This is a genomic window from Mucilaginibacter ginsenosidivorans, from assembly GCF_007971025.1.
In the GTDB taxonomy this organism is placed as follows: Bacteria; Bacteroidota; Bacteroidia; order Sphingobacteriales; family Sphingobacteriaceae; genus Mucilaginibacter; species Mucilaginibacter ginsenosidivorans.
This window is the reverse complement of record NZ_CP042436.1, coordinates 2,034,719-2,060,463: the sequence shown is the minus strand read 5'-3', so window position 1 is coordinate 2,060,463 and position 25,745 is coordinate 2,034,719. Positions and strand designations below refer to the sequence as shown.

29 protein-coding genes are annotated in these 25,745 nt (G+C 46.3%); 18 read left to right on the top strand and 11 right to left on the bottom strand.

The window, feature by feature from the left end; translation table 11 throughout:
* Positions 1-7 precede the first annotated feature (7 nt).
* The 5 genes from FRZ54_RS09445 to FRZ54_RS09425 all read left to right on the top strand — a co-directional run bounded on the left by FRZ54_RS09445 (position 8) and on the right by FRZ54_RS09425 (position 3,505).
* Positions 8-517 carry a hypothetical protein gene (locus tag FRZ54_RS09445; RefSeq protein WP_147031373.1) on the top strand — a complete coding sequence of 170 codons (510 nt, stop codon included), beginning with the start codon at positions 8-10 and terminating at the stop codon, positions 515-517.
* Between the two features lie 65 nt (positions 518-582).
* Positions 583-1,044, top strand: a complete 462-nt coding sequence (gene tnpA, locus FRZ54_RS09440; RefSeq protein WP_147031372.1) for an IS200/IS605 family transposase — start codon at positions 583-585, stop codon at positions 1,042-1,044.
* Between the two features lie 583 nt (positions 1,045-1,627).
* On the top strand, positions 1,628-2,101 hold the full coding sequence (locus FRZ54_RS09435) for a ribonuclease H-like YkuK family protein (RefSeq protein ID WP_147031371.1): 474 nt from the start codon (positions 1,628-1,630) through the stop codon (positions 2,099-2,101).
* 64 nt (positions 2,102-2,165) lie between these two features.
* A complete protein-coding gene (locus FRZ54_RS09430; RefSeq protein WP_147031370.1) occupies positions 2,166-2,999 on the top strand; it encodes a sulfurtransferase in 834 nt (277 codons plus the stop codon).
* A gap of 38 nt (positions 3,000-3,037) precedes the next feature.
* On the top strand, positions 3,038-3,505 hold the full coding sequence (locus tag FRZ54_RS09425; RefSeq protein ID WP_147031369.1) for an SRPBCC family protein: 468 nt from the start codon (positions 3,038-3,040) through the stop codon (positions 3,503-3,505).
* A gap of 210 nt (positions 3,506-3,715) precedes the next feature.
* Here the strand turns inward: FRZ54_RS09425 and FRZ54_RS09420 are convergent, their stop codons facing one another.
* From FRZ54_RS09420 to FRZ54_RS09405, 4 genes are read right to left on the bottom strand one after another with little or no spacing between them, the layout of a single operon-like run.
* On the bottom strand, positions 3,716-5,779 hold the full coding sequence (locus FRZ54_RS09420; RefSeq protein ID WP_147031368.1) for a tetratricopeptide repeat protein: 2,064 nt from the start codon (positions 5,777-5,779) through the stop codon (positions 3,716-3,718).
* 1 nt (position 5,780) lies between these two features.
* Positions 5,781-6,626, bottom strand: a complete 846-nt coding sequence (locus FRZ54_RS09415) for a hypothetical protein (RefSeq protein ID WP_147031367.1) — start codon at positions 6,624-6,626, stop codon at positions 5,781-5,783.
* 7 nt (positions 6,627-6,633) lie between these two features.
* A complete protein-coding gene (locus FRZ54_RS09410; protein WP_147031366.1) occupies positions 6,634-7,962 on the bottom strand; it encodes an acetylxylan esterase in 1,329 nt (442 codons plus the stop codon).
* Between the two features lie 8 nt (positions 7,963-7,970).
* The gene (locus FRZ54_RS09405) at positions 7,971-9,176 is read right to left on the bottom strand and encodes an acyltransferase family protein (protein WP_147031365.1); all 1,206 of its coding nucleotides are present in this window, start codon (positions 9,174-9,176) and stop codon (positions 7,971-7,973) included.
* A 126-nt stretch (positions 9,177-9,302) separates the two neighbouring features.
* Here FRZ54_RS09405 and FRZ54_RS09400 point away from each other — a divergent pair, with 126 nt between their 5' ends.
* The 3 genes from FRZ54_RS09400 to FRZ54_RS09390 all read left to right on the top strand — a co-directional run bounded on the left by FRZ54_RS09400 (position 9,303) and on the right by FRZ54_RS09390 (position 10,371).
* Positions 9,303-9,620, top strand: a complete 318-nt coding sequence (locus FRZ54_RS09400) for a hypothetical protein (protein ID WP_147031364.1) — start codon at positions 9,303-9,305, stop codon at positions 9,618-9,620.
* A 63-nt stretch (positions 9,621-9,683) separates the two neighbouring features.
* Entirely contained in the window at positions 9,684-10,097 is a 414-nt protein-coding gene (locus FRZ54_RS09395) for a hypothetical protein (RefSeq protein WP_147031363.1), read from the top strand.
* A 67-nt stretch (positions 10,098-10,164) separates the two neighbouring features.
* The gene (locus tag FRZ54_RS09390) at positions 10,165-10,371 is read left to right on the top strand and encodes a hypothetical protein (protein ID WP_147031362.1); all 207 of its coding nucleotides are present in this window, start codon (positions 10,165-10,167) and stop codon (positions 10,369-10,371) included.
* 11 nt (positions 10,372-10,382) lie between these two features.
* On the opposite strand, the gene FRZ54_RS09385 is transcribed toward FRZ54_RS09390, so the two are convergent.
* Positions 10,383-11,324: a TIGR01212 family radical SAM protein gene (locus FRZ54_RS09385; RefSeq protein ID WP_147031361.1), complete on the bottom strand. Its 942-nt coding sequence runs from the start codon at positions 11,322-11,324 to the stop codon at positions 10,383-10,385.
* A 218-nt stretch (positions 11,325-11,542) separates the two neighbouring features.
* On the opposite strand from FRZ54_RS09385, the gene FRZ54_RS09380 reads away from it, so the two are divergent.
* The 3 genes from FRZ54_RS09380 to FRZ54_RS09375 all read left to right on the top strand — a co-directional run bounded on the left by FRZ54_RS09380 (position 11,543) and on the right by FRZ54_RS09375 (position 12,678).
* Positions 11,543-11,890: a hypothetical protein gene (locus FRZ54_RS09380; protein ID WP_147031360.1), complete on the top strand. Its 348-nt coding sequence runs from the start codon at positions 11,543-11,545 to the stop codon at positions 11,888-11,890.
* A 143-nt stretch (positions 11,891-12,033) separates the two neighbouring features.
* Positions 12,034-12,198, top strand: a complete 165-nt coding sequence (locus FRZ54_RS24425; protein ID WP_187359801.1) for a hypothetical protein — start codon at positions 12,034-12,036, stop codon at positions 12,196-12,198.
* A gap of 213 nt (positions 12,199-12,411) precedes the next feature.
* A complete protein-coding gene (locus FRZ54_RS09375) occupies positions 12,412-12,678 on the top strand; it encodes a hypothetical protein (RefSeq protein WP_147031359.1) in 267 nt (88 codons plus the stop codon).
* 59 nt (positions 12,679-12,737) lie between these two features.
* Here FRZ54_RS09375 and FRZ54_RS09370 read toward each other — a convergent pair whose 3' ends face one another.
* Positions 12,738-13,742, bottom strand: coding sequence for a hypothetical protein (locus FRZ54_RS09370; RefSeq protein ID WP_147031358.1), 1,005 nt, complete (start codon positions 13,740-13,742; stop codon positions 12,738-12,740).
* A gap of 138 nt (positions 13,743-13,880) precedes the next feature.
* On the opposite strand from FRZ54_RS09370, the gene FRZ54_RS09365 reads away from it, so the two are divergent.
* A complete protein-coding gene (locus tag FRZ54_RS09365; protein WP_147031357.1) occupies positions 13,881-16,613 on the top strand; it encodes a methylmalonyl-CoA mutase family protein in 2,733 nt (910 codons plus the stop codon).
* A 35-nt stretch (positions 16,614-16,648) separates the two neighbouring features.
* Positions 16,649-17,800, top strand: coding sequence for a methylmalonyl-CoA mutase family protein (locus FRZ54_RS09360; RefSeq protein WP_228462671.1), 1,152 nt, complete (start codon positions 16,649-16,651; stop codon positions 17,798-17,800).
* 75 nt (positions 17,801-17,875) lie between these two features.
* Here the strand turns inward: FRZ54_RS09360 and FRZ54_RS09355 are convergent, their stop codons facing one another.
* A complete protein-coding gene (locus FRZ54_RS09355; protein ID WP_147031356.1) occupies positions 17,876-18,187 on the bottom strand; it encodes an antibiotic biosynthesis monooxygenase family protein in 312 nt (103 codons plus the stop codon).
* A gap of 183 nt (positions 18,188-18,370) precedes the next feature.
* Positions 18,371-19,159 carry an AraC family transcriptional regulator gene (locus FRZ54_RS09350; protein ID WP_228462670.1) on the bottom strand — a complete coding sequence of 263 codons (789 nt, stop codon included), beginning with the start codon at positions 19,157-19,159 and terminating at the stop codon, positions 18,371-18,373.
* 134 nt (positions 19,160-19,293) lie between these two features.
* Here FRZ54_RS09350 and FRZ54_RS24420 point away from each other — a divergent pair, with 134 nt between their 5' ends.
* From FRZ54_RS24420 to FRZ54_RS09335, 4 genes are read left to right on the top strand one after another with little or no spacing between them, the layout of a single operon-like run.
* Positions 19,294-19,512: a hypothetical protein gene (locus tag FRZ54_RS24420; protein ID WP_187359847.1), complete on the top strand. Its 219-nt coding sequence runs from the start codon at positions 19,294-19,296 to the stop codon at positions 19,510-19,512.
* A gap of 26 nt (positions 19,513-19,538) precedes the next feature.
* Complete coding sequence (locus FRZ54_RS09345) at positions 19,539-19,877, top strand: type II toxin-antitoxin system VapC family toxin (protein WP_262712284.1); 339 nt, start codon at positions 19,539-19,541, stop codon at positions 19,875-19,877.
* Positions 19,878-19,896: 19 nt separating this feature from the next.
* On the top strand, positions 19,897-20,688 hold the full coding sequence (locus FRZ54_RS09340; protein ID WP_147031355.1) for a M15 family metallopeptidase: 792 nt from the start codon (positions 19,897-19,899) through the stop codon (positions 20,686-20,688).
* Positions 20,689-20,700: 12 nt separating this feature from the next.
* The gene (locus tag FRZ54_RS09335) at positions 20,701-21,468 is read left to right on the top strand and encodes a DUF4846 domain-containing protein (protein WP_147031354.1); all 768 of its coding nucleotides are present in this window, start codon (positions 20,701-20,703) and stop codon (positions 21,466-21,468) included.
* Between the two features lie 128 nt (positions 21,469-21,596).
* Here FRZ54_RS09335 and FRZ54_RS09330 read toward each other — a convergent pair whose 3' ends face one another.
* The 3 genes from FRZ54_RS09330 to FRZ54_RS24975 form a co-directional block, all read right to left on the bottom strand.
* Positions 21,597-23,153 (bottom strand): serine hydrolase, encoded by a 1,557-nt coding sequence (locus FRZ54_RS09330; RefSeq protein WP_147031353.1) that lies wholly within the window; start codon positions 23,151-23,153, stop codon positions 21,597-21,599.
* Positions 23,154-23,305: 152 nt separating this feature from the next.
* A complete protein-coding gene (locus FRZ54_RS09325; protein WP_147031352.1) occupies positions 23,306-24,328 on the bottom strand; it encodes an aldo/keto reductase in 1,023 nt (340 codons plus the stop codon).
* A 161-nt stretch (positions 24,329-24,489) separates the two neighbouring features.
* Positions 24,490-25,326: a YitT family protein gene (locus FRZ54_RS24975; protein WP_377026793.1), complete on the bottom strand. Its 837-nt coding sequence runs from the start codon at positions 25,324-25,326 to the stop codon at positions 24,490-24,492.
* Between the two features lie 82 nt (positions 25,327-25,408).
* Here FRZ54_RS24975 and FRZ54_RS09315 point away from each other — a divergent pair, with 82 nt between their 5' ends.
* Positions 25,409-25,735: a hypothetical protein gene (locus FRZ54_RS09315; RefSeq protein ID WP_147031351.1), complete on the top strand. Its 327-nt coding sequence runs from the start codon at positions 25,409-25,411 to the stop codon at positions 25,733-25,735.
* Positions 25,736-25,745 lie beyond the last annotated feature (10 nt).

Genomic DNA, 25,745 nt, shown 5'->3' with positions numbered 1-25,745 from the left:
CAGATTTATGAGAGAACACAACAAACGCTGGCTAATCAGTAAAATGAAAACCTCTGGTAGCAAACGTAGCCATCTTTTAAATGGGAACTATGCTGATGAAAGGAGCGCTCAAAAAACCCAGGACTTAGAAAATCTGCCTCAGCATGAAAGTATTAAGAGAACAGGTGATTTCTATAATGGAAAGATCAATACCGACTTGCTTATTCGATTTCTAAGAGGACAAGTAGGTGAAGATTGGAACGACGTTCATTCTGAAATTATAAGCAGGATACCCGCAAGACTATTAGATTACAAGGAAATAGTTTTATGGTATGTTGCTGATAAAGTCGAATTTAAGGATGGCCGACTATGGAACAAAAGAAGTCAGAAATATATTTGGACTGACGGTCCTTTTGAAAACGGCGAGTCTGCTAAAAGAATTTGGACAATTGAATTGTTTGAATTCTACGTCGACCCTGAAACTAATAAATTAATTCAGATTCATCATAAATCACATAAAAGAATGGCAAAAAAATGATTGATAGAATAAAACTTCGACGTTTCAAAAACTTATAACTTTATAACACCTAAACCAACCTTATCATGTCGAACACCTACACTCAAATTCATATTCAATGCGTGATGGCGGTAAAATATAGGCAGGCGCTCATACAGCCTGAATGGAAAGATCAACTGCAAAAATATATCACCGGCATTGTACAAAATCACGGACATAAAGTTATCGCCATCGATAATATGCCTGATCATCTGCATTTATTCTTTGGCTTCAGGCCAAACCAATCCTTATCCGATCTTATGCGTATCGTCAAAGGCGAATCATCAGAATGGATCAACTTGCAGCGATTTACCCCGACAGTTTTCCGATGGCAGGAAGGCTATGGCGCATTTTCGTATTCGCGGTCACATGTACAACGTGTGACCAATTATGTGATGAAACAGGGAGAGCACCATAAAAAGCACACATTCCTGGAAGAATACCGGCAACTACTTGAGCAATTTGAAATAAAATATGATGAGCGTTATATCTTTAAAGAACCTGAATAAATAACGAGCTATGTATTGCCCCGACGGGGCAAAAATCAATCTCAATTATTATTTGCTACCAAGATTTGGCTCCGATGGAGCCGTTTGCACGAGATCAATATCGTTAATCAATAAAATAAACTACCAGGATTTGGCTCCGATGGAGCCGTTTGCACGAGACCAATATTGTTAATCAATAAAATCCCAGGAGTTGGCTCCGATGGAGTAATTGGCAACTATTCATTCTTTTAAGGTCCCGTAGGGATCGAATATTGGTAGCCGAAAAATCAAACAGGAGATTTTCGTGCCGTAGGTACGAAACCTGAATAATTGTACAGAATCGTTGTAAAGTTTCGGAAATAAAACTCTTCTATTGAAAACTATTTTTGTAATCCAGCTTATCGGCTCCCTGTCGGCTTTAGCAAAATAAAGACTTCATTTTCGTCCGGTATAGCGGATATATTTATATTTGAAAAACAACCTGTTGATAATCGTCAGAGTGTTAACAAATAAATCATACCGCCTTAACGTTTATATGGAAGCTTATCGCTTATTTTTATAGACCTGAAAATCAGGTCAGTTAAAATTAACCTAAAAGAATTTTATGACCTGGAGAAAATTTAGCGGCGAGATCATTCATTCGCCCATCCTCGAAGAAGTAGAAAAAGCCATCGAAAGAGAGAGTTTACTGGGAAACAAGCTGAAGGTTTGCATCGGTACCGATTCGCAGGTGAAAGGCAATGTGACTGATTTTGCCACGGTGATCGTCTTCCTGCGCGAAAAGCGCGGCGGCTTTATGTACATCCACCAGGAACGGACAGGGCAAAAGATGAGCATAAAGGAGCGTATGCTTACCGAAGTGCAAAAGTCCATCGATATTGCCTACAAGCTTTGCGATTTACTCGACCTGTACGATGTCGACCTGGAAGTACATGCCGACATTAATACCAACCCGATGTTCAAATCGAACCAGGCTTTGCACGAAGCGATGGGTTACATACTGAGCATGGGATTTGTTTTCAAAGCTAAGCCCGAAGCCTTTGCCAGTTCGTATTGCGCCAATAAAATAGTGCAATAAACCTGCCTGCCTGACGCGATTATTTGGCGGTTCATTTATATCTTTGACGGTATAAACGCAACCTATGTCGCCAATAATTGAACTTGATGAACTGCTATCCATAGCAGGTAAAATAATCCTGATAGATGCCCGCGCAGGGGCCGATGCTTACCAGCGCTACCTCAACGGTCACCTTGAAGGTGCGCAATTTGCCGATCTCGACCGCGATCTTGCCATTAAACCGGAAGACCCTGCCTACGGCGGACGCCACCCGCTACCTGCTATCACCGATTTCTCCAAAACTTTAGGCCAATGGGGTATAACCCCCGCCAGCCATGTTGTGGTTTACGATGATAAAGCCGCTGCATTCGGCGGCGCAAGATTATGGTGGATGCTGCGGGCCATCGGTCACGATAAAGTACAGGTATTGAACGGCGGCCTGAAGGCTGCTGTTGATGCAGGCGTAAAGCTAAGCACGGAACCCTATGCAGTGAAAACGGTTGCCGATTATCCCGTGCCGGCCGGCTATGACGGCACAGTGGATATAAAGCAAGTAGAAGAAGCTGCAGCCACCGCTGATAAAATGGTGATCGATGTGCGTGAAGCTTACCGATACTTTGGTGAAAGCGAGCCGATAGACCTGGTGGCCGGCCATATCCCCGGTGCGGTAAACATGCCCTATGTACTTAACCTGGATACCTTTGGGAAATACCTGTCGCCCGGGGAGTTGAAAAACTCCTACGAAAAATTATTGGGTAGCGTTGATCCTGAAAATGTGGTTGTTCATTGCGGGTCGGGTGTTACGGCCTGCCATACCCTGCTGGGTATGGAGTATGCCGGCATCACGGGACCAAAAATGTACGTAGGATCGTGGAGCGAATGGTCGAGAAGGGATATGCCGATAGCCAAAGGCGAATAAGCTAAAACCGCCGGCCGTTATTTTACGTTAGTCACGGTGTGAAAACTTACCCGCTCCGATTCGAGACTTTCCTGCCCACGACCATTGACAACGCCTGGGACTTTTTTACCTCGCCATTGAACCTGGTGAAGATCACCCCGCCCGAGATGAACTTTATTGTCACGTCGGACTTTAAGCCCGATGATAAAGTGTACGCAGGGATGATCATTACGTATAAGGTTTCGCCTCTCTTCGGCATTAAACTAAACTGGATGACCGAAATAACCCAGGTAAAGGAAAAACAATATTTTATCGACGAACAGCGTTTCGGCCCATTCGCGCTGTGGCATCACCAGCATCATTTTAAGGAAGCAAAAGGCGGTGTTATGATGACAGACATTTTAAATTATGCCATCCCCTACGGCCCCATTGGCAGGCTGGCCAACAGCCTTATAGTTGCCAAACAAGTAAATGAAATATTTGCTTACCGGGAGAGGGTGATAGGGGAAATGTTTGGTAGTAAGTGATTCTTGTTGGCAGCAACAGTAAAATATTGAAAGAAGACGCATGCCCCGTCGGGGCTACCTGTTTGTATTAGTATAAACCCTGTGGTTATTTTTGCCCCGTCAGGGGCAACCCTTCGCGAATTTGATAGCCCCACGGGGGCAAAAAAATTGATTTGCAATCGTATTTCCGGGAATATCCCCTGTCGTCATGGCGAGAACCTTTTTTGGCTATCATTTCCCGCAATACTTCCTCAGCGCCGCCTGCCCATCCTTTGATCCTAATTGAGCCGCTTTGCTGAAATCGGCGCAGGAGGTTTGGTCCTTTTGGTTGATCTTGGCCAGGCCGCGCAGGTAATACGTTTCTTCGTTATTGGGTTCCAGTCTTAAAGCCTCATCAAAGTCAGCCTTCATGCGTTCGGCGCCATCGGGCAAAAAGCTTTCGGCAAAGGCGCGGTAGCGGTACACCTTAGTATTATCCAGGCTGATGTAAAGACAACTGTTATAATCGTCCACCGCTCCCTGGTAGTTCTTTTGAAGGATGCGGATGTTAGCGCGGTAAAAATACGCCTGGTCGTCGTCCTCTTTTATCGAGATCGCTTTGTTGATATCCTTCAGTGCGCCATCAATATCATTCCGGCTCAGTTTGGCATTACCCCGGTTATCATAGGCCTCGGTTAGCTTCGGATCCAGTTGGATGGCCATATCATAATCCGCAATGGCTTCGGTAGTATTATTCAAACCCTGCCGCGCTATACCACGACCAAGGTAGTAATTGGCATTCTTTGGATAATCTTTTACCAACGCGTTATAAACCGCGAAGCCTTCGGCGTAAAAACGGGCATCGATCAAAGTCTTACCTAACCTTTTATATAACCCCTCGTTGTCCGTAGTTATGCTGATTATCTTCTGGTAGTCTTGCACTACGCCTTTGCGATCGCCTGTTTTTATCCGGGCGCCAATGCGTTTTAAGTAATAATCAGCAGTGCCGGGACCCAGCTCTATGGCTTTGTCATAATCCTTCAGGGCTATATCGTATTTTTCCTGTATCAATTCAATATCTCCGCGAATAGCGTAGGCATAATCATTCCGCGGCGCTATGCGGATAGCTGTGTTTAGATCGGCAAGGGCGCCAGTGGTATCTTTCAGTCCCACTTTGGCCCGGCCGAGGGAAATGTAGCCATAACTATTACTGCCGTCCAGTTTGATCGACTCTTCGGCATCCTCTTTTGCAGCGGCATAGAGCTTGCTGCCGGTACGGGCATCCGACCTGTTTTGAAAAGCATCGGTGCTGTTAGGATCAAGTTTTATCGATTTATCAAAATCTGCGAGTGCCCCCTTTTTATCATCGAGATTGCTGCGCACGATACCATCGTACAGGTAAAGCTCGGCATTGGTACTGTCACGTTTTATCTGGTCGCCAAAATATTCCAGCGCACCTTTTTCGTCCTTGCTGTTACCGAGCGCCGTAGCCAGGTACTTATAGCCGTTCCGTATTTTCGGCTTTAGTTCGATGGCCCGCTTGTAGTCTGCAATAGCGGCCTTGTAATCGCCTAAGTTGCTTTCGCTGTTGCCACGGTAAAAAAAGGCCTCAGCATTATTGGGATTGAGGGCCAGCGCCGCGGTATAGTCGGCTATGGCGCCTTTGTTATCACCCAGGCTTCCTTTGGCATTCCCGCGATAGTAGATCAGGTCGGAATTGTGCGGATCCATCCGCACTGCTATATCGTAATCGGCTATGGCGCCTTTAAAATCGTTCAGGTTACTTTTGGTAACGCCCCGGTATTCATAAAGCTCCGGGTTGTGGGGTGTCAGCTTTATCGCCGTTGTAAAATCGGCAATGGCTCCTTCATAATCCCCTATGTTTGATTTTGCATTGGCGCGGTAATGGTACATATCGGCATTGCGCGAATTCATGGAGATGGCCTTATCGAAGTCGGCTATTGCCTTTTTGTAGTCTTTAATGCTGTTGTAGGAATCGGCCCGGTAAAACCATGCGTTGGTATTCTTTGGGTCAAGCTCGATGGTTTTGGTATAATCCTTTATGGCCGATTCATCGTCCTTGATATTTCCGTATGCATTTGCCCGGTAAAAATAGGCTTTTGACAGGTTAGGGTTAATCTCTATCGCCCTCGTAAAATCGGCTATGGCGCCCCTGTAATCCTTGTTATTGGCTTTTTGATTGCCGCTTTGCAAAAAGCTGTCGGCGGTTTGCGCGAAACAGAATAACGGCATCATCAACAGCGCGAACAGCGCCGCTTTTATAAATATCTTATTTAACCGTATGGTCTGCCGCATCTTATCTGAATGGTTTTAATATCAAGGCGATAGAAGCACTTGAGCCCGCTCCGGTATTGCGCCCATTGATGAATGTTCCGCCGCTTACAAATATTGAAAACTCCTGGCTGAATGAATGCCCATAACTTAATGTAACCTGGTTAAATGCAAAGTTTTTATCCAGCGCCGGGTTCACATTGAAATTCTTCAGATCGCTGACGGAGTAGAACCCGCCCAAAGCTACCGATACTTGGTTCTCGAACTTTTTATCGAGGGTTAAGCCAAACGTGGCACTGTAGCGGTTTTGTATGGGGCCCTGGCTGCCAAAATACTGGCGCACACCATCCTCGATGGTAAAGTAGTAACTATTGCCAAACAGGTGCCCGCTGCCTGCGAAGGACAGCTTCAGTTCGGCGCCGGTAAGGCCATAACCCAGGCCTGGGTTCTTATACAAAGGCGTAATTACCGTACCCTGCAGCATAAAATAGTAAATGTAATTGATATTGGCCAGGTAATAACGTATACCCGTTTCCAGGTCGGTTAAACCGCGCGACGTGTTGCTGTAATTTGTTTGCGTGTAGGTATTGGTGACATAAGGCAGCGTTGCCACTACCGACCAGCGCCGGCTGATGCCGTATTCGGCATAGAGGGAATAGGTTAGCGAGGTAAACTTGCCATTGTCTGGAAATGGCTTCTTCACACGCAGCGAATCCCATCCTTTTGTGGCGATAAAATAACTTACCGACGGAGAAAGCAGCAGTCTTTTGGGCCGCACCGGGAATCCATCAGCATAGCAGGTGTATTGCATAGCCGATACCAGCACCATTGCCGCAAGTAAATGTTTTATGTATGTTTTGATATAGATCATTTCATGCTTAAAAAAGTGCAAAGGTATCGCGCATCCAGCGACCCTCCAGTTCTTTGTATTTCTCGTTTATCTCGTGCGCCAGGTTTTTGAACACCATTATACGTTTTTTACCCTGCAGCACATTAAAGGCCGAATATTCGTTATTCGGCGGTGCAAATGGGTCGAGCAAGCCGATACCCATCAGCGTGGGGCAGGTAATATTTTGTGCAAAGTTTTTTGCGTCATAATAGTCCATATTGCCCAGTACTTTGTCGAGCGTAAGCCCGGGCTGCGTTGCAACATACTTTCTGAAGCTGCTTACCGGCCAGTCAACCTCCCCTACCAACCGGCGTATATCGCAAAGGATGGGGTTTTGTGCAGAGCAAAGGTTTACGCGTTTATCAACCCCCGCTACGGCCAGCGCCAGGTAACCGCCCATACTACCGCCCGACACCAGGATATTATCATGTTCGAGATTTTTTTGGGAATAAATAAAGTCGATGCAGCGCACACAATCCATTATCACACCACGCATCACGTATTTATTTTTGTCCTCGATGCGGTAAGTAATATACTCATCGCGTCGTGTATCTATTTCGTCACGGCTATTGCCCTGCCCCCGAACATTCAGCGTGATTATGGCCAGGTCGTTATCCAAACCCAGCATTGGGTCCAGGCTTACCTGGTATCCCGGCAAACCCAGCAGCACGGCAAATTTGCGGCTCTTGTTTTTTGTTTTCGGAACGGTGAGGTAACCGCGAATGGTGTAGTTATCCAGCGACTTCATTTCGATCAGGAACACTTCGCGGTTATCCGTATTCTGTTTGGGCAGGGGTGTCACTTTAAAGCCGGGCTTCACTTTGGCCAGTTCGGCTTTGGCGTTATCCCAAAACTGGTTAAAGTCGGCCGGGCGCGCATATTGCGAGCGTATCTCCTGCGGCTTTATGCCGAAAGCCTTGCGGGTGGTATCATCATAATCCGAAACATTGATCATGAAGTTGATCTTGTAGAAACCCGGCTTCAGTTCCGGCAGGTGGAAATCATAGCTATCGTTCGAGTTGCGGTCAATCTTTACATGCATGCTTTTATCCAGCACCTTATCGCCCTTTTCGGTGGTTACCAAATAACTCACCGTACCTTCCTGGTCGGTATTCAACGGGTTTTTAACCGAAAATGTAAAAAAAGCCGATCCGCTGAAAATGGCATTGGCATCGTGCGCCACTACCTGGGTGCTTACGTCGCCGCCCTCGTTTTCCTGGGCCCATGCATGTTGCGCGCACCAAAAAAGGGATATCATAACGAGACCTAATACCCGGAATGAGCTTTTCACTATGCTGTAATTTAACTTATCAAACATACACAGGTTTATTGTTTTGGTTTGGCTTTTACCAGGAAATCCGATTTACGTATAAAATGATTTAAAGGTTCCTCAATAAATTTAAATAAAAATATGGACACCGCGTTCAATAACACGAAAGCATACAAAATATTCAGGTTATCATACTGGAAGGGCGAGTGCCAATCCAGTCCCCATTTATCGTACAGATCAAAAGTATAGTCGTTGAGCCAATTGATGCCATTATAAATGAACACATACATGTAACCGAGGTGGATAAGGTAAAATATGTACGAACTTTTACCCAGCAGTTCGACAAAAGGATTAGCCAGTACCTTTTTCATTACGGTAGTTTCGGTGATCAGCCCGTAAAAGAACGTGGCGATAGACACAGCCAGCAGGTAATTGTTAATGATGATACCCAGCGGGTTGTGCAGCCCTGCCGACCAGCCTTTTGGTATTGGCAGCAGCGACATGAGCCATACGCAGAAAAAGATGAGGAAGAAACCGATGTAAGTGAATTTAAGCTTGTTGGTGCGGTGGAAACCTTTTTTGCGGATCATCAGCGCCAGTTTGATACCGACAAAAAATTCGAAACAGCGCCCGAAAAAAGTATACAGCATCATAAAGGTGAAATTACCAAAGAAGCCATACCAGTTGACATTGCGAAAGATGAGCACCATCAGGAAGCCGAAGCCTGTGAGGGCCAGTATCTGCAAAAAATATTTGCGGTAGCGGTGCAGGATATAAAATGCGATGGGCGCCGAAAAGTAAAAGCACTCCTCGACCGTTAGCGACCAACCTTGCGCCACGCCCGTAAAATTGAGCTGGTGAAAAAAACCGCGGACGAAGGTGATATGCATAAAAAATAACCCTATCGCGCTTGGGAAACCATTGACCACCGATGGGTCGCGTGTGAAATAGTACACGACAAAGGCCCCGGCGGTGATGAGAAAATACATGGGGTAAATACGCGCCACACGATTTTTGAGGTATTGTTTGAACCACTCTTTGGTAAGGTGGAAATTATCGTAATACCGGAAAGCGATCAAAAAACCAGATAACACGAAAAAGATGGTTACACCGATGTGGAACTCGAGAAAAAAGCGCTGGATAAAATGCGGAAAGTTTTGGTCGAAAGTATATTCGTAGTGCGAAATGAATACCAGGTAAGCCGCTAATGCACGTACGCCTGTAAGCGCGGGGATGTAATTCTGCTGCTCTCGTTGTGACAAGACTAAATTATTTTATCGCTGTTTACGCCGTTTAGTGAATTCGGGTTTTCTTCCGCTAAATTTAAACAATAATAAAAAAATTATCGTAAAAAGGCGTATCGTAATGATGATAGTGCCCGTTTGGAAATGAGAAAACCGTTTTATTTTATATTCATGATCGCCCTGTGCATGGTTTTATTTTCGCTGAGGGCGGTAAAATATAAGGAATTTCATGATGCACCGATCAGCGGCAAAATAGACACGTTTTATCATTACCGCGACTACGTGATCTTACGAGTGGATGGCGCTGACTACAAAATAATGCCTGTTCCGCTTTACGATTCCCCCGAATTTGAAACCACCGCAAAAATTGGCGACCTGGTATTGAAGGATAACGATAACGATGGATTTATGCTGCTGCGCAAAAACAACGAGGCGTTTGAATATACGGTTAAAATGTTTTGATCCGGATCCAAAGAACAACTTGCCAAACATATTTATTTGTACCTTCGGACACACCTTAATTTAATGAGAAAACTATTGCTGGCTACGGCCATATTTATCATACCTTTTTGTTCAAAGGCCCAACAGTCTTTTTTCAAAAAATCGAAAGCCGAGATAAGGGCGACGGTAAAAAAATCAATTCCGGCTGTCACCACGGTTTCCCAGAGCGATACATGCGATGTTTATAAACTCAGCAGCGGGATAATTGAGAGTTGCTATTACAAAAAGAACAGCTGCTACAAGCTGAAACAGGTATTTTCATCCCCATCTAACCAGGTACTGCAAAAATCCGTACAAACTATGGATGCCGCACTGACGGGTATCTACCGGAAAACGAAAGACAATACCTGGATAGATACGCAAAACGGTGCGAAGATCGAACTGAGCACTATGAAAGCGCAGAACCAATTTGTAATAGTATATACCCGTATCCAGTGATGATTGCTCCAAAAAAAATCCAGTTTTTGCTATTTAATTCGGTCGCTCGAAAAAGCACCCCTGATCAATGAACCAAGATACTATCATTGTTATGCTGAAGAGCATAAGAGAAACCAGTTTAGTAGGCGCCAAGTATGGAAATCATGAAATTGGCGACCGGGTTGATTTCGCGTTCAGTAAAGATCTGATCAAACGGCTGGAAACCGGGAGTTTTGCCCTCACCCAAAAGGGCGCCGACCTGCTGGACGGCAAAATCAAATGGAAGGATATTTAATTAGCAGGTACTCAAAGCGCAGAACCCTGCACCACTCCCCGATCTGCAATGGTTTTATCGATATAATGCTGTATCTCCGATTTTTTAAGGCCCCAGTTGGGTGCAATAAGCAGTTCCATATCCGACAGGCCAAAAAGGCGCTGTATCACTACGTCCGGGCGGACGAGGGGTAACAGTTCGCAAAGAAAATCAGCATATTCGGGCAGGGTGAATAATTTGAACGGATCGCGTTTGTATCTGACGCCCATTACCGAGCCTTCCACAATATGCAGATGGTGGAATTTTACAAACTTGATCTGCGGAAAGCGGTTGATCTCATCCGCATATTTCAGCATCATTTCCTTCGTTTCCCAGGGGAAGCCAAAAATCGTATGTACGCAAATATCAAGCGGACTATTTTTAACCAGGTTAAGCGCATTCACCAAATCGCCGTGCAGGCAGCCGCGGTTAATCTGCAATAAGGTATCGTCATAGATCGATTCCATACCCATTTCCAGGTCGACGTCGAAACGATCCGTATAACTTTCGAGCAGGGCAATTTTTTCGGCGTCGATACAATCGGGACGGGTACCTACCGACAGACCGACAATATTTTCTGTATTGACACTCAATGCCTCATCGTACAGCATTTTTAAATAATGCGCCGGGGCGTAAGTATTAGTATTGGGCTGAAAGTAAATGATGAATTTATCGGCCCTGTTGCCTTTAACGGCGCGCTCCATCCCTTTGATCACCTGCTCGCGCAGGTTGGGTTCCTGCCGCGATACGCTTGGCGTAAATGAATCTACATTACAATAGGTGCAGCCGCCATAGCCTTTTGAGCCATCGCGGTTGGGGCAGGTGAAACCGCCATCGACAATAACTTTGAACACGCGCTGCCCTTCGTATTTCTCGCGCAGCCATGCCCCATAATTGTTATAGCCCTTTATGCCTTGTTGTAGTAATGATTCCACCGATCTTATTTTATGATTACACCGATGACCATGTGATTGCACCAGTGAAGGGGCAAAGATACGCTTTTGAGCCGGAAACTAATTTTACCTGCAAAATTGACTGATACACAGGTAGTTTTACTTACGGGTAGTACGCGGAAAATTCCGTTAAAAGACCCGTTGCGGGGCATTTTGATTTAGCTCACCTTTGGGCATTCTTTAACCTAAATTAAAAAATAATGGCCTCATTCACAACAAGAGTTGAATTAGTAAACCCCGATCACAACGATTACGAATTACTTCACCAGGAAATGCGCGATGCGCAATTTTACCGTTCCATAAGCTATTGCGGCATTTGGAAGGACCTGCCGTTTGCCGAATACGACCATACGGCGAGCCAGACCGTCAGCCAGGCCTACGACTCGGCACTTGCGGCGGTTCAAACTGTTATCGACAATAAACCTGTCAACGATAAACAGCAAAAAAAGGACTTCCTGCTGCTGGTAACCGAAGTGGCGGATGTAAGGGTATTTAAGCTGCCAAATACCACCGACATAGCCAGGTTGCCGCCGGGCGCCTCACTTTAAATAAGCACCAGAATTTAATTAAAAATTAATAAATTATCAATCAGGCATTTAAGCATAACCATCAAAAAGCGCGAAACCAGGCCCTTTTTTGATGGTTATTTAATTAATTAACAAAAATGTTTAACCAATTAAATTCTTTAGTTATGCCTACCACAAAGCAAAGCGGTACCAACAACCGCGAAAATGAGAACGACAGGAAAATGGCAACGAGCCCGTCCAGAACGGGGAACGATCGTAACAAAGAAAACCGCAACCTGGGCAATAACAATAACCAGCAAAGCGGTAACACATCAAAAAGCCACCGGTAAAGTGGCCTGATTGACGGATACAGCAGTGATGCTGCAAATGAGCGGATAAAATTTCCGGGAAACGGGACCTGTAATTTGACAGATCCCGTTTTTTTATGCCTCACCCCAACCCCTCTTCAATGGAGAGGGCCTTTTTGACACTGTTCGTTTCATTTCAAACAATTTCATCCAACCGGGGTTTAATTGTTTTGTAAAACGTTAAAATACAGCACTATGAAAAATTATGTAAAGCTGCCTTTGATAGGTTTGGCACTGTCGCTGAGCCTGGCAGCATGCAAGGGAAATAATTCGGGTGGGACTTCCGACTCTACTTCGGTAGATTCAAGTACATCGGTCAAGATAGATTCTACCATGAAACCGGATACATCCGCAACCGATACCATGAAAATGGGTACCGACACCTCTAAAAAGGTTGATACGGTATCGAAAACGACGGTCAAAACGTCTACGGAAAAGAAGACCGCCAAAAAGAAAGAATAAGGGTTTTCTCTCGCAGATTTCCGGAACGGGGGCCGGGCGTAACGCCTGGTTCCCGTTTTTTATTTTTTTGAAACCATTAACTCCGACAGTCCAACCGGCGCGATAACGTTTATATTTCCTTTACTATCCTCATTCACTACAATACGTGTAAATTTTCCCTTATAATACCAGAAAAACTCCTTTGAAATGGGCTGGGGATGACTTGTATATGATTTTTCAATAATAGGTTTTGCTGCTTGTATAAACTTCACAAATTCAACAGGCTTCTCCCTGCTTATTTTACAAATAGCCACCAGCCCTTTATTTGGGAGGGCGATCGCCGAGCCCCATTCGCCCACCAGGCCAGGGGAATTATTCGACAGATCGAGTGCATAACTTGCGGCATAATCTTCATTCTCCAAAAAATTAAACTCGACAGGTGTTCCCTCAATATTAAAGGATTTTGTTTCCCTTTCTATCTTTTGTTTTCCAATATTTTCCAGTGCCTGGCGGAAAGCAGTGTCTGCGCTAATATGCCAGTGATCGAATTCTTTTTTGGATACCGTGGCAAATGCCTCCGGCAGATCGAGCATTAATAAAGTCACTGTCCCTTCAAGGTCGACGCGTGAAACCAGATTCTCGAGCCCGCCTCTCTGTTCGGCACTCGCGGCAGTATAAATACGGATACTCAAGTTACCCTTTACTTTATCATATCCCGACAGGTCAGTCTTTTCATGTTTATCAATCGAGTTAAACAACCTGTCAAAATGTGCTTGTATGATCCCGTTCCATTTGGAATGGTCTTTTTCAGCCTCACATTGCAACAGGACATTATCCAGGTTAAAAGCCGCCATATTTTGACCTTTACCCAAGGTAATGGTGCCCTGGCTAACATGATCGATCTTATACTTTTTTGCTACCGCAGCTATTGATAAATCGGCTATTATTTTATAGTCCGCCTTGCTTATATTTTTCTCAAGATCAGCCGGTAATGAATAATCCGTTGTTTGTCCCAATGAACGAAAATGCAGTGTGGCAGTGCATAAAAGAAGAAGTACGCCTACCTTAATTTTAGAATATCCCATAACAGCTTAAAGCTATCAAAAAGCACGTGAAAGTCAAAAAGCCGTCTCAAAGGCTCCTGACTAAGGACTTAAGACCCGATTATTATGCATGCATAGCTTTGCAACATTTTATTTAGCTTTGCTGTAGAAATACAGCCAATGGAAACCCTCGCGCCATACCACGCCAAAAATAAGATACGCTTTGTAACCGCAGCATCGCTGTTCGACGGGCACGATGCTACGATCAATATTATGCGTCGTATTTTACAATCGAGCGGTGCCGAGGTGATACACCTGGGGCACAACCGGTCGGTGGACGAGGTGGTGAACTGCGCCATACAGGAGGATGTGCAGGGCATTGCGCTGACATCGTACCAGGGCGGGCACATCGAATACTTTAAATACATGTATGACCTGCTGCGCGAACGCGGGGCCGGGCACATCAAAATATTTGGCGGCGGTGGCGGTGTGATACTGCCGCAGGAGATAAAAGAACTGCAGGATTATGGCATCGCCCGTATCTATTCGCCAGATGATGGTCGTACGATGGGTTTGCAGGGCATGATCAATGATATGCTGCAGCAATGCGATTTTGCGACGGTAACCAAACTGAATGGCGAGTTGAAGCATTTGCCCGAAAAAGATCCCAAGGCGATAGCGTCGCTGATAACGCTGGCGGAAAGGGGCCTCACCCCAGCCCTCTCCAAAGGAGAGGGGGTTGACGCGGGTGGTAAAAAAATCCTCTCCTTTGGAGAGGATTTAGGTGAGGCGCCAGTGCTGGGCATCACCGGTACCGGTGGTGCGGGAAAATCATCGTTAGTAGACGAGTTTGTTCGCCGGTTTTTGATGGAGACAGATAAAACACTGGCCATTATTTCAGTCGACCCTTCCAAACGAAAGACGGGTGGCGCTTTATTGGGCGACCGTATCCGGATGAACTCGATCAATAGTCCGCGGGTATATATGCGCTCGCTGGCTACACGGCAGGCCAACCTGGCTTTGTCCAAATATGTTCAGGAATCTATCGACATCTGTAAAGCTGCGGGTTACGACCTGATCATTGTCGAAACGTCGGGTATAGGGCAATCGGATACCATGATAACCGACTATTGCGATGTCTCACTTTACGTAATGACGCCGGAGTTTGGCGCAGCAACGCAACTGGAGAAGATAGACATGCTGGACTTTGCCGACATTGTGGCCCTTAACAAGTTCGACAAGCGCGGTGCATTGGATGCCATCCGCGATGTGCGCAAACAATACAAACGAAATCACCAGCTATTTACGGCTAAAGACGAAGAACTGCCCGTTTTCGGCACCATGGCCTCGCAATTCAACGACCCCGGCATGAACAATTTGTTCGAGGCGCTGATGAAAACTATCAAGGCGAAAACCGGTGCTGATTTTATCGGGACGAAATATGACGTGGCAACCCTGCATTGGGGCGAATCGGAAAAGATATTTATTATCCCGCCCGACCGGAACAGGTATTTGGCCGAGATTGTTGAAAGCAGCAATACCTATAATGAATGGGTGAATGAACAGTGCAAGATTGCGCAGCAGCTATATAATATTCAGGGGGCGATTGACGCGCTAAAAGAAAATACCCCTGTAGAGACGCATAATTATGCGTCTCTGCAAGATATTTCCAGGCACCTGGAAAGCCATCTGCACCCTGATTGCAAGCAGTTATTGAAAGAATGGCCGGAAACCATGAAACAGTATAAGGCGGAGAATTTCATATACAAGGTAAGGGACAAAGAGATCAAACAGCCTTTGTTTTATACCTCACTGTCTCAACTGAAGATCCCTAAAATATCCCTTCCAAAGTATGAGGCCTGGGGCGATATTTTACGCTGGCTGCTAACCGAAAATGTTCCGGGCGAGTTCCCTTATGCTGCAGGGGTGTTCCCTATTAAACGCGAAGGTGAGGACCCGACGCGTATGTTTGCCGGCGAGGGCGGTCCGGAACGGACGAATAAACGATTCCATTATGTTTCGCTGGGGCAACCGGCGCATAGGTTGTCAACTGCTTTTGATTCGGTAACTCTTTACGGCGAGGACCCGCATGTTCGCCCGGATATTTATGGAAAGATCGGCAACTCGGGTGTAAGCATTGCCACACTGGATGACGCGAAAAAGTTGTACTCGGGTTTCGACCTGTGTAACCCTTCCACCTCGGTATCCATGACCATTAATGGTCCTGCGCCGATGTTGCTGGGCTATTTTATGAATGCAGCTATCGACCAGCAATGCGAGAAATATATCCATGAGCATAAACTGGAGCATTTGGTGGAGGCGAAGTTCAAAGAGGTTTATGATGATAAAGGGCTGGAGCGACCAGCTTATCGCCTCACCCCCGGCCCCTCTCCAAAGGAGAGGGGGGAAGGTCTCTCCTTTGGAGAGAATTTAAATGAGGCAAAAGAAGGGAGGCCCAGGAGCTTTGGCTATCAGACTGCAAATACGAAAATATGGGAAACCTTAAAAGCTAACTCCAAATCAAACAGGCAAAATCCAACTGAAACTGAAAATATCTTATGGCAGCTATTGCGGAACAACCAAACAGGATTTAAGATAAGGAGGCAACATGCAATTGATGGCTATATTGCTGATTTTGTTTGTGTACCAAAAGGACTTGTTATAGAAATTGATGGTGGCTATCATAATTTGACTTCAGAAGAAGATAAGGTAAGAACCGAAGTGCTCAATGGCGAAGGGTTTGATGTGATCCGTTTCACAAACGAAGAAGTGTTGAGCAATTCACAAAAAGTAGTTCGGGATATAAAAGAAACATTAGGTAAGCGACCTGACAGGATAATCTCTCCCAACACCCCCTCTCCTTTGGAGAGGGCCGGGGTGAGGCAAAACTGCCCGCGGGCAACACCGGCTTAGGCTTAACCCTCCTCGGCCTTACCGGCGACCAGGTTTTGCCGCCTGATGTTTATCAAAAGATAAAAGCGTTTGCCGTTTCAACCGTTCGCGGTACGGTGCAGGCGGATATATTGAAGGAGGACCAGGCGCAAAATACCTGCATCTTTTCTACCGAATTTGCCCTGCGGATGATGGGCGATATCCAGCAGTATTTTATCGATCAAAAGGTCCGGAATTTTTATTCAGTATCAATTTCGGGATATCATATTGCCGAAGCAGGGGCTAATCCTATTTCACAGCTGGCATTCACGCTGTCGAACGGATTCACTTATGTGGAGTATTACCTGAGCCGGGGCATGCATATCGATGATTTTGCGCCTAACCTCTCTTTCTTCTTTTCCAACGGCATCGACCCGGAATATTCGGTTATCGGTCGCGTTGCGCGCCGGATTTGGGCCAAAGCCATAAAAAATAAGTATAAGGGGAACGACCGTTCGCAAAAGCTGAAATACCATATCCAAACCAGCGGCCGTTCGCTGCATGCACAGGAGATCGACTTTAACGATATCCGCACCACGTTGCAGGCTCTGTACGCCATATACGACAACTGTAATTCGCTGCATACCAACGCCTATGACGAAGCCATAACCACGCCAACGGAAGAATCTGTTCGCCGGGCAATGGCCATACAATTGATCATCAACCGGGAACTGGGCCTGGCTAAAAACGAGAACCCTTTGCAGGGCGCCTTTATTATTGAGGAACTGACCGACCTGGTGGAAGATGCCGTATTAGCCGAATTCAAGCGTATTAACGACCGTGGCGGTGTGCTGGGCGCTATGGAAACCATGTACCAGCGCGGCAAGATACAGGAAGAGTCACTTTACTATGAGACCCTGAAACATACCGGCGAATACCCTATCGTCGGTGTTAATACTTTCCTGAATAAAAAGGGTTCGCCCACCATTACGCCGTCCGAGGTGATACGGGCCACCGAGGAGGAGAAGCAATTCCAGATAGCGGCGCTGAAAGCTTTTCAGGAACGCAATGCCGATAAGGCCCCTGCCCTGCTAAAAAAATTACAACAAGCCGCAATTGCCGGTGATAATATCTTCGAAACGCTGATGGAAGTATGTAAATATTGCTCGTTAGGGCAAATATCCCATGCCCTGTACGAAGTTGGGGGGCAGTATAGAAGGAATATGTAGAAAGAAGACTCAGGAGTCAGGATTTAAAACTATAGCAACTTACGAAGTTTCAGAAACTTCGTAAGTTATTATGCTTTATCGCTCAAGCCTTTTGTATATGCCGCGCTCCATTTGGATATGCAGCCTTTTTATCAGTTCGGCCACGTCAAAATTTTGACGTTTATATTCTTCAGTCACCGCTATTCTCGCTTTTTTGAACGCGTCTTCATCGGCCCAAACGGCCACCGTTACAATGCGGGAATCCGTTTCGCCGGCTTCTTCGTAGGCATTATCTTCAACAAAACCGGGCAGGTGTTTGATAAAATCACGATTAATATTGGCTCTTTCTAAAAATTCTGCTTTGGCCGCTGCGGGTACAACAAAGCGGTCGATTAATACTACTTGCATGGTTGATCTTTTACTTTTTGAATTACTCTCGGGCCTGGTGCTGTTTTGTGACATAGCAATTGAGCCACCGGTAATCAGTAATAGCAACAAGCCCGTCCGATAAATTTTTCTCATCTTTTTTAATGATTTGATGAAGCAAAATTACCCGGAGCAGGTGGCCAGGAATTGTAAAAAATCATTGATTTACCACCATGCCGAAGCGTGGAAAAATTGCTGAGGGGCAACACCCGTAAATGAGCGGAAATCTTTGTTGAAATGCGCCTGGTCGAAGTATCCGGCATCAAGGGCGATGCGGGTAAGGCTCTCCGGAGCCGACAATTGGCCGATCAGGTGTCTCATCCTGACAGTATCGGCAAATTGCTTGGGCGATATCCCCGCTACCCGCCTGAACCTTTTCTCAAAAGCATCAAGACTGATGGCCATGTCGCCTGCAAGACCCCTCACCTTTATATTGCCATTGACAAGCTTTATTTTTTGCATGGCGCGGTTCACCAACATATCCGGCTGCCCGCTGTGGAGCCCCGATAGCAAAAAGCGCTCCGCAATAGCTACCCTTTTCTTATTATCGCGGGCCGCGTTCATTTGCTCTTCTATCAACTGCAATTGACTGCGCGGTACCAGATCATCAAGCGGAACACTTTTGCTGAATAGTTCGTGCAATGGCTCTTTAAATATCGCCGCGGCACCCCCTTCTTTAAAGATCACTAGCAGGCAGGCCGTTTTATCGGCGTAAGATAAAAACCGCGGCGACCGGCGAAGCCCGGTTATAACCGAGGCTGGCAAACGGCGGTCATTCCCGGCCGACTCATCGGTTATTTTACCGCCTAACCGGAAAGCGAGGACTATCGACGTGTCCGGCAAAAGTTTGTTCACCGTCGCCCGGGTACTTTCAATAACCAGGAAAGTTTTGACGAACGGCTTTAAACTGTCAGCCGGAATATAAGACTCTATTTTAAGGTCTTGCGGGGCCATAAATTAAAATTAAATAATGCATCGCAAAAACAATATTTTGCCTGATAATATGATAATAGGATTATGGTTTTGGGTAGGTCAAGGTATACGCAAGCGGGTTGTATATTAAAATCCAACTTCGTAAATTTGTTTATATGGATAGCTTGTTGTTGAAATATAATTCACTTGACCCTGATTCGAAAAAGCAGGTAATGGATTATATCGACACCATGGTCGCCCGGATGAAGAAGCCAAAGAGAGCACAATCCGAATACAAAAAGAGAATTCTTTCTATCCCCGTATGGTCCGAAGAAGATATTAAACCAATTACAGACCGCTCTCCATTCAATACATTCAAGCCTGAAGAATGGTAATTGATACCTCTTTATTCATAGAGTTTTTGCGAGCTAAAGAAAAAAGCAACACCCGGCTTTACAATCTCCCGGATAATGTTATTTATAGCCTGTCAACCGTAACGTTATTTGAGCTTTATATGGGCGCAACATCGCCTGAAAAAGAAAAGAGCATCCAACTTTTGACAAGCGGGCTTAATGTTCTCGCGTTTAATGAGGAAATAGCCTTGCGATCAGGACATATATACCAGGAGTTGAAAAGGAGGAACCAGGTAATTGAATTTCGCGACATATTTATTGCTGCAACCTCCCTTGTTCATGGCCTGCCACTGGCAACTTTAAATAAGAAACATTTCGAACGAATTGAGGCGCTGGTACTTATATGAATTTCACTGATCGTTCAATATGAAAGGGCTGACCCTTATTGCCTTTCTATCCATCTCATCAATAAGTTTGCCATCAAAAGCCTGTACAACTTTTCAAAAAACCGACACCGTTCCGAAAGCAGCTCAAAAACTCATCCAATCCTATCCTGGTTTCATTACCGGCTTTGCAGACAATCACCTGATCTTTAAGGATGGCAACCGGATGATATGGAACGACGGCGTCAAAAACAAAACCTACCAAACCTTGCTCGATAACCCGGACCTGGAAGATATGTTTGCACAGCCTTACAAAGCCGGAACACCGAAAGTCTCCCCGGCGAAAAGCTTTGACCCCGGCCGGATCAGGAATGAGGCGTTTTTCATGAAGATGTATGGCGCTTCGAAGCAGGAGGTTGAGGGCAATCTGACCACGATCATATGGTGCCCAAAGTTGATCAGGCAGAAGATCGTGGTAACCAGGGTGAACGGCGTGGATAAACAATTGGAAGCGGTCTCAAAAGAGCTGGATGAACACCCGGAACTGAAAAAATATCTGGGCGATATCGGCGGAACGTTTGTTTGGCGCAACATAGCCGGAACGCACCGCCACAGCATGCACAGCTTTGGGATGACGATAGACATCAACATTAAATATTCCGATTACTGGCAGTGGACCTGTAAGTGTACCGACGAAAATACCAGCGTTGTATACCAAAACCGGATTCCGCAAGTTATAGTAGATATATTCGAAAAGCATGGCTTTATATGGGGCGGTAAATGGTACCATTACGACACCATGCATTTTGAATACCGGCCTGAACTATTAAACTAAAGCGATGATACCATGAGAACCTTCGCAGCCATCGTAATTATAATTCTGTTTGCATCCTTTCTGCCACCTGATAACGTGGTCACGCGTTTTAAAACGGTGCCGGGCTTTCACCGGGCAGAGGTAAAGCCCGGAAGTTTTGCGGCATACCTGCAAAGCCTGCCGCTGAAACCGCGGGGCGCACATTGCCTTACCTATAACGGCAACGTTGCCGTTACGGATGACAATACTGCAGCCGTACTGGACATAAGCGTGGGCAAACACGACCTGCAGCAATGCGCCGACGCCGTGATGCGCCTGCGCGGCGAATACCTGTATAGCAAGAAACGCTACAGCGAGATCAGCTTTCATTTTGTGAGCGGTTTTGTATGCGACTATACGCATTACGCCAATGGTTATCGCTACAAGGACGATCATTGGGTACATTTAGCCCAAAAAGACTACAGCTACGAAACTTTTATGAAGTATATGGAACTGGTGTTCTCCTACGCCGGAACACCATCACTTGAAAAAGAATTAAAGCCGGTTACCAATCCCGCCAAACTAAAAGCCGGCGATGTGTTCATTCACGGGGGCAGGCCGGGGCATTGCTTTATTGTGATGGACGTGGCCGAGAACGACAAGCATGAAAAGCAGTTCCTGCTGGCGCAAAGCTTTATGCCCGCACAAAATATACAGGTGCTGCAAAACGCGCCGGGGTCTTATTGGTTTAGTATGGATAAGACACCGGGTATTTGGTATGGGGAGTTAGTGAAGCCGGCGTATTTGAGACGGTTTGATTGATAATTTTAATCCCATTTCTGATGTCATGCCGAACTTGTTTAAACAGGTTCGGCATGACTTTTTATTTTCCGAACCTACACTGGCCCGATAACTATCCGCATTTCCAACTAATCACCGATCTCTAATCACTAATTAACCTTACTAAAATCCAGGTCCTGGAAATCATAGCTGAAATCAGTTGCCGGTGATATGGGTTTCATTTTGAACCCGGTTGGTTTGCCGTCCTCATCCAGCGAGAAGGTAACAAATGCATCGGCGTCCATACTGCGGATGTTCCATTTGATAACGAAGGTATTGGCTTTATAGGGCAGCACTTCGCCGGTTAGCTTGGGCGAACGTTTGGATGTGAACCAAAGCCTGCCGTCTTTTTGGCTTAGCACCACGTCGCCCAGCCAGTTATCGCGGTATGTCCCCGTGTAAGGTGCAAAGTCGACTTTTGGGCCATCCTTTTTGCGTGCTTCCACCTGTTTCCAGGCTGCGGCGGTTACTTTATCGGCATCGCCTTCACGACCCTTTACCTGGTCGGCATACACTTTTATCCAATCCCGGCCCTTAAGGCCCAAATAGCTGTCCTTGATCTGGTTGGCAATTGCGCTGAATGCCGCGCCCGACTGCTGGTTGGTCAGCACAATAATCCCCAGTTTCAGTTCCGGTATCAGGTCTACCTTGGTTACCATGCCGTCGATACCGCCGGTGTGGCTCACTTCTTTATAGCCTTTGGTATCATTCAAAAACCAGCCCAGGCCATAAGCCGCAAAATGGGTGCTGTAATACCCGTAGGCAGGCACCGGCAGTATAGTTTGCGGCGACCACATTTCCCAGTGGATCTTTTCGCTGAAAAGCTGTTTGCCATCGTCGTATTTGCCATTATTCATCTGCATGATCACCCACTTGCTCAGTTCGGCGACGCTCGAGTAAATACCTCCGGCAGCATCGGCGTGGGTGGTTACGTAGCGCGAAATGGTTTTAACCGTTCCTTCTACCGGGGCATGGGCATCCACCAAATTGGTGTTGCCGCTGATACGCTGGTAAGCGGCCCGGCTGGCGGTCATACCCAGCGGTTTCATGATACGTGTTTCGATAAAATCCTCCCAGCTCATGCCCGACACACGTGCGATCACCTCGCCCGCCACAATGTAAAGCTGGTTATCATAGTCGAACTTGCTGCGGAAACTCGAAACAGGCTTAAAATAGCGCAGGTTATGGATAACATCCTTCAGCGTAAAATTCGTCGAGTCGGGAAAATCCATCAGGTCGCCGGCCCCCAAACCAAGCCCGCTGCGGTGTGTCAGCAGGTCGCGGATGGTGAATTCTGACGTTACCCAGGGGTCGTATAATTTGAATTCGGGGATATAATCAGTCACCTTGTCGTCCAGCTTTAATTTGCCTTCGTCACTCAAAATACCGATAGCCGCTGCTGTAAAAGCTTTGCTGTTAGAGGCTATGCCGAACAGCGTATTCTCGTCCACCTTGCCGCCCCTTGCCAGCGAACGGGTGCCGTAGCCCTTCTCAAACACGATCTTATCGTCCTTAACTATTGCTACCGCTATGCCGGGGACATTAAATGTTTTGAGCGTTCTTTCAACCAGGCTGTCGATAGCTGCTGGCGCCATTTGGGCCCTGGCGGTTGTAATGGCAAGGGAAAAGATTGCCATTAGGGTGATGGTAAGTTTTAATCGTGACATGTGTGTTTTATTGAGAGGCATAAACATACAAATTGGTTTTGGCTAAAGCCAATTATAGCTGATTTTGGTCCGTTGGCTAAGCCAAAGGCAATGAAACGGGTTGCCTACAATCCTCCCCTATCCTCCAGTCACTAATAACTGATCACAAGTCATTACCCTCTCTTCTCCACCTTATCATAAAAGCCACCGAAAGTATTCACCTTTACCGCGTCCTCGCGGAAGAATTCGCCGGGGAAGCCGAGATCGATAGCGCTGGCTTCATTCAGTTTTTTGAGGTGTTCGGCAGTTAAAGTAACATCAACGGTTTTCAGGTTATCTTCCAGTTGACTCAGTTTGGTGGCGCCAACGATAGGAATACTTTGAAAGCCCTGCTGCGTGGTCCATTTAAGGGCGACGTTGCCGGGTGAAACGCCCAGTTCGTCAGCTATTGCTATCACCGCTTTGGTTATGGCAACGGCGTTATCGTTCAACCGTTTACTCTCGGGTTTTATCCTGCCCTGCTCGCCGCGCAGGTATTTGCCGGTTAACGCACCACCGCCCAGGGGCGCCCAGGGGGTCACCGTCATGCCAAAATGTTTGGCCATGGGTATCAATTCGCGTTCGGGTGTGCGTTGTATCAGGCTGTATTCTATTTGCAGTGCGATCATCGGGCTCCAGCCCATCAGGTCGGCCAAAGTATTGCCTTGCGCCACAACCCAGGCAGGCGTGTCGCTTATACCCACGTAGTTCACCTTGCCCTGCCTTACCAGGTCGTCCATTCCGCGCAGCACCTCGTCTATGGGTGTAATATCATCCCATATATGCAGGTAAAACAAGTCGATGAAATCCGTTTTCAGTCGCTTCAGGCTTTCCTCTACGCTGCGCATCATGTTTTTACGGTTATTGCCCGATGCATTGGGGTTGGTCAGGTTATCTTTCAGCGAATATTTGGTAGCCACCACAAAGTAATCCCTGTCCTGGTTGCTTAGGTAATCGCCGATGATCTTTTCGCTGGTGCCGTTTTTGTAAAGGTTCGCTGTGTCGAGGAAATTTCCGCCTGCGTTAGCATAAGCGTCCATGATCTCAAAACTGGCAGCTTTATCGGTGCCCCAGCCGTTTTCGGTGCCGAAGCCCATGGTGCCGAGGCATAGTTCAGAAACTTTGAGGCCCGAACGGCCAAGGAGTTTGTATTTCATAAGAAGTTGGTATTAGTGGGTAATTGTTAACAAAGATAATTGATTTGGTTTGATGCGTGGAGGGATAGTTGACTTGCGCGACGTTGCTTCGCTGGCTGCCCTCTCCGCCTTAAGTGTTAAAGAGGGTTGTTATTTTAAAGATCAATGATGACTTTTCTTTTTCAAAAGCCCCCCTGTCGTATCGTCAATACTTTGCTGAACAATAAATGCGGCAGGGTCAAGCTCGAGTATTTTTGTTTTGATGGCGGGTATCTCGAGGCGGTGGCTACGGTAAATATAATGTCGCGCGGGTCGTTGATGTGACCATCCTTTCCATAGCCGCTTTTACCCTCGTACACCGTAACACCGCGACCCATGCCGGTTATTAACTTTCGTATATCGTCGCCTTTCACCGATATTACCGTAATGCCGATATATTGTTCAATACCGTTTATAATAAAGTCGATCATTTTAGACGCCGCAAAATAGGTGAGAATAGAATAGAGCGCCGACTCGACACCGAGAAAGAAAAGGGCCGCCGTAAAAATAACCACGTTTAAAAGCAGTATCACGTCGCTTACTTTCAGCATCTGCATTTTTTTGCTCACCAACAACGCGGCTATATCGGTTCCATCGAGCACAGCGCCGCTGCGTATAGCCAAACCAATACCCACGCCAATAAAAAATCCGCCAAAAACGGCAGTCAGCAATTTATCATGGGTTACGTCGGGAAAACTGATGAATGCGAGGCAAAGCGACAGCCCCATTATTGCCAGAGCGCCTTTCACGGCAAATGCCGTGCCCAGCCGCCGGTAACCGAGGAAGAGGAAAGGCACGTTGATAACGAAAATGAGGATTGACAAAGGTATGCCTGTGGTTTCAGCTAATAGCATGGATACACCGGTGACACCGCCATCAATAAAATTGCTTGACAGCAAAAAGCCTTTCAGGCCCATACCAACGGATAATATTCCCAATAAAATTAATATCACGTTCCCGATCTCTTTTTTAAGTTTCATAGCTAAATATACGGGTATATTTTGGTGCGCGTTAAAACAAGCTTCGTAAACAAAACGGCATCCCGCTTGTACTTTATTTATTATGAATATCATCACCCTGCATAAAAGGATCGATCCTGCTGAACTGCGGGAGCACATCCGCCGCAACCTTGACCGGTTATTCTGGCAACAACGTGGCGAGGAAATACATTTTACGATAGAAGGTTCGGGCGATGTAATTGAAATATCGCAACCTGATTTGTACGAGGGCAGCCTGTTTACGATAAACGTAAAAGGCACGGAGCTAAACATAACCCGATCGGAACATTACACCGACGATGTGAACTCACTAACCGTCGAGTCGATACTGAACGAACTATTTTTTGACATTGCCGGGAAGTACGGCACGGATCTGTTACAGGAGGGATAAATTGCCGGTT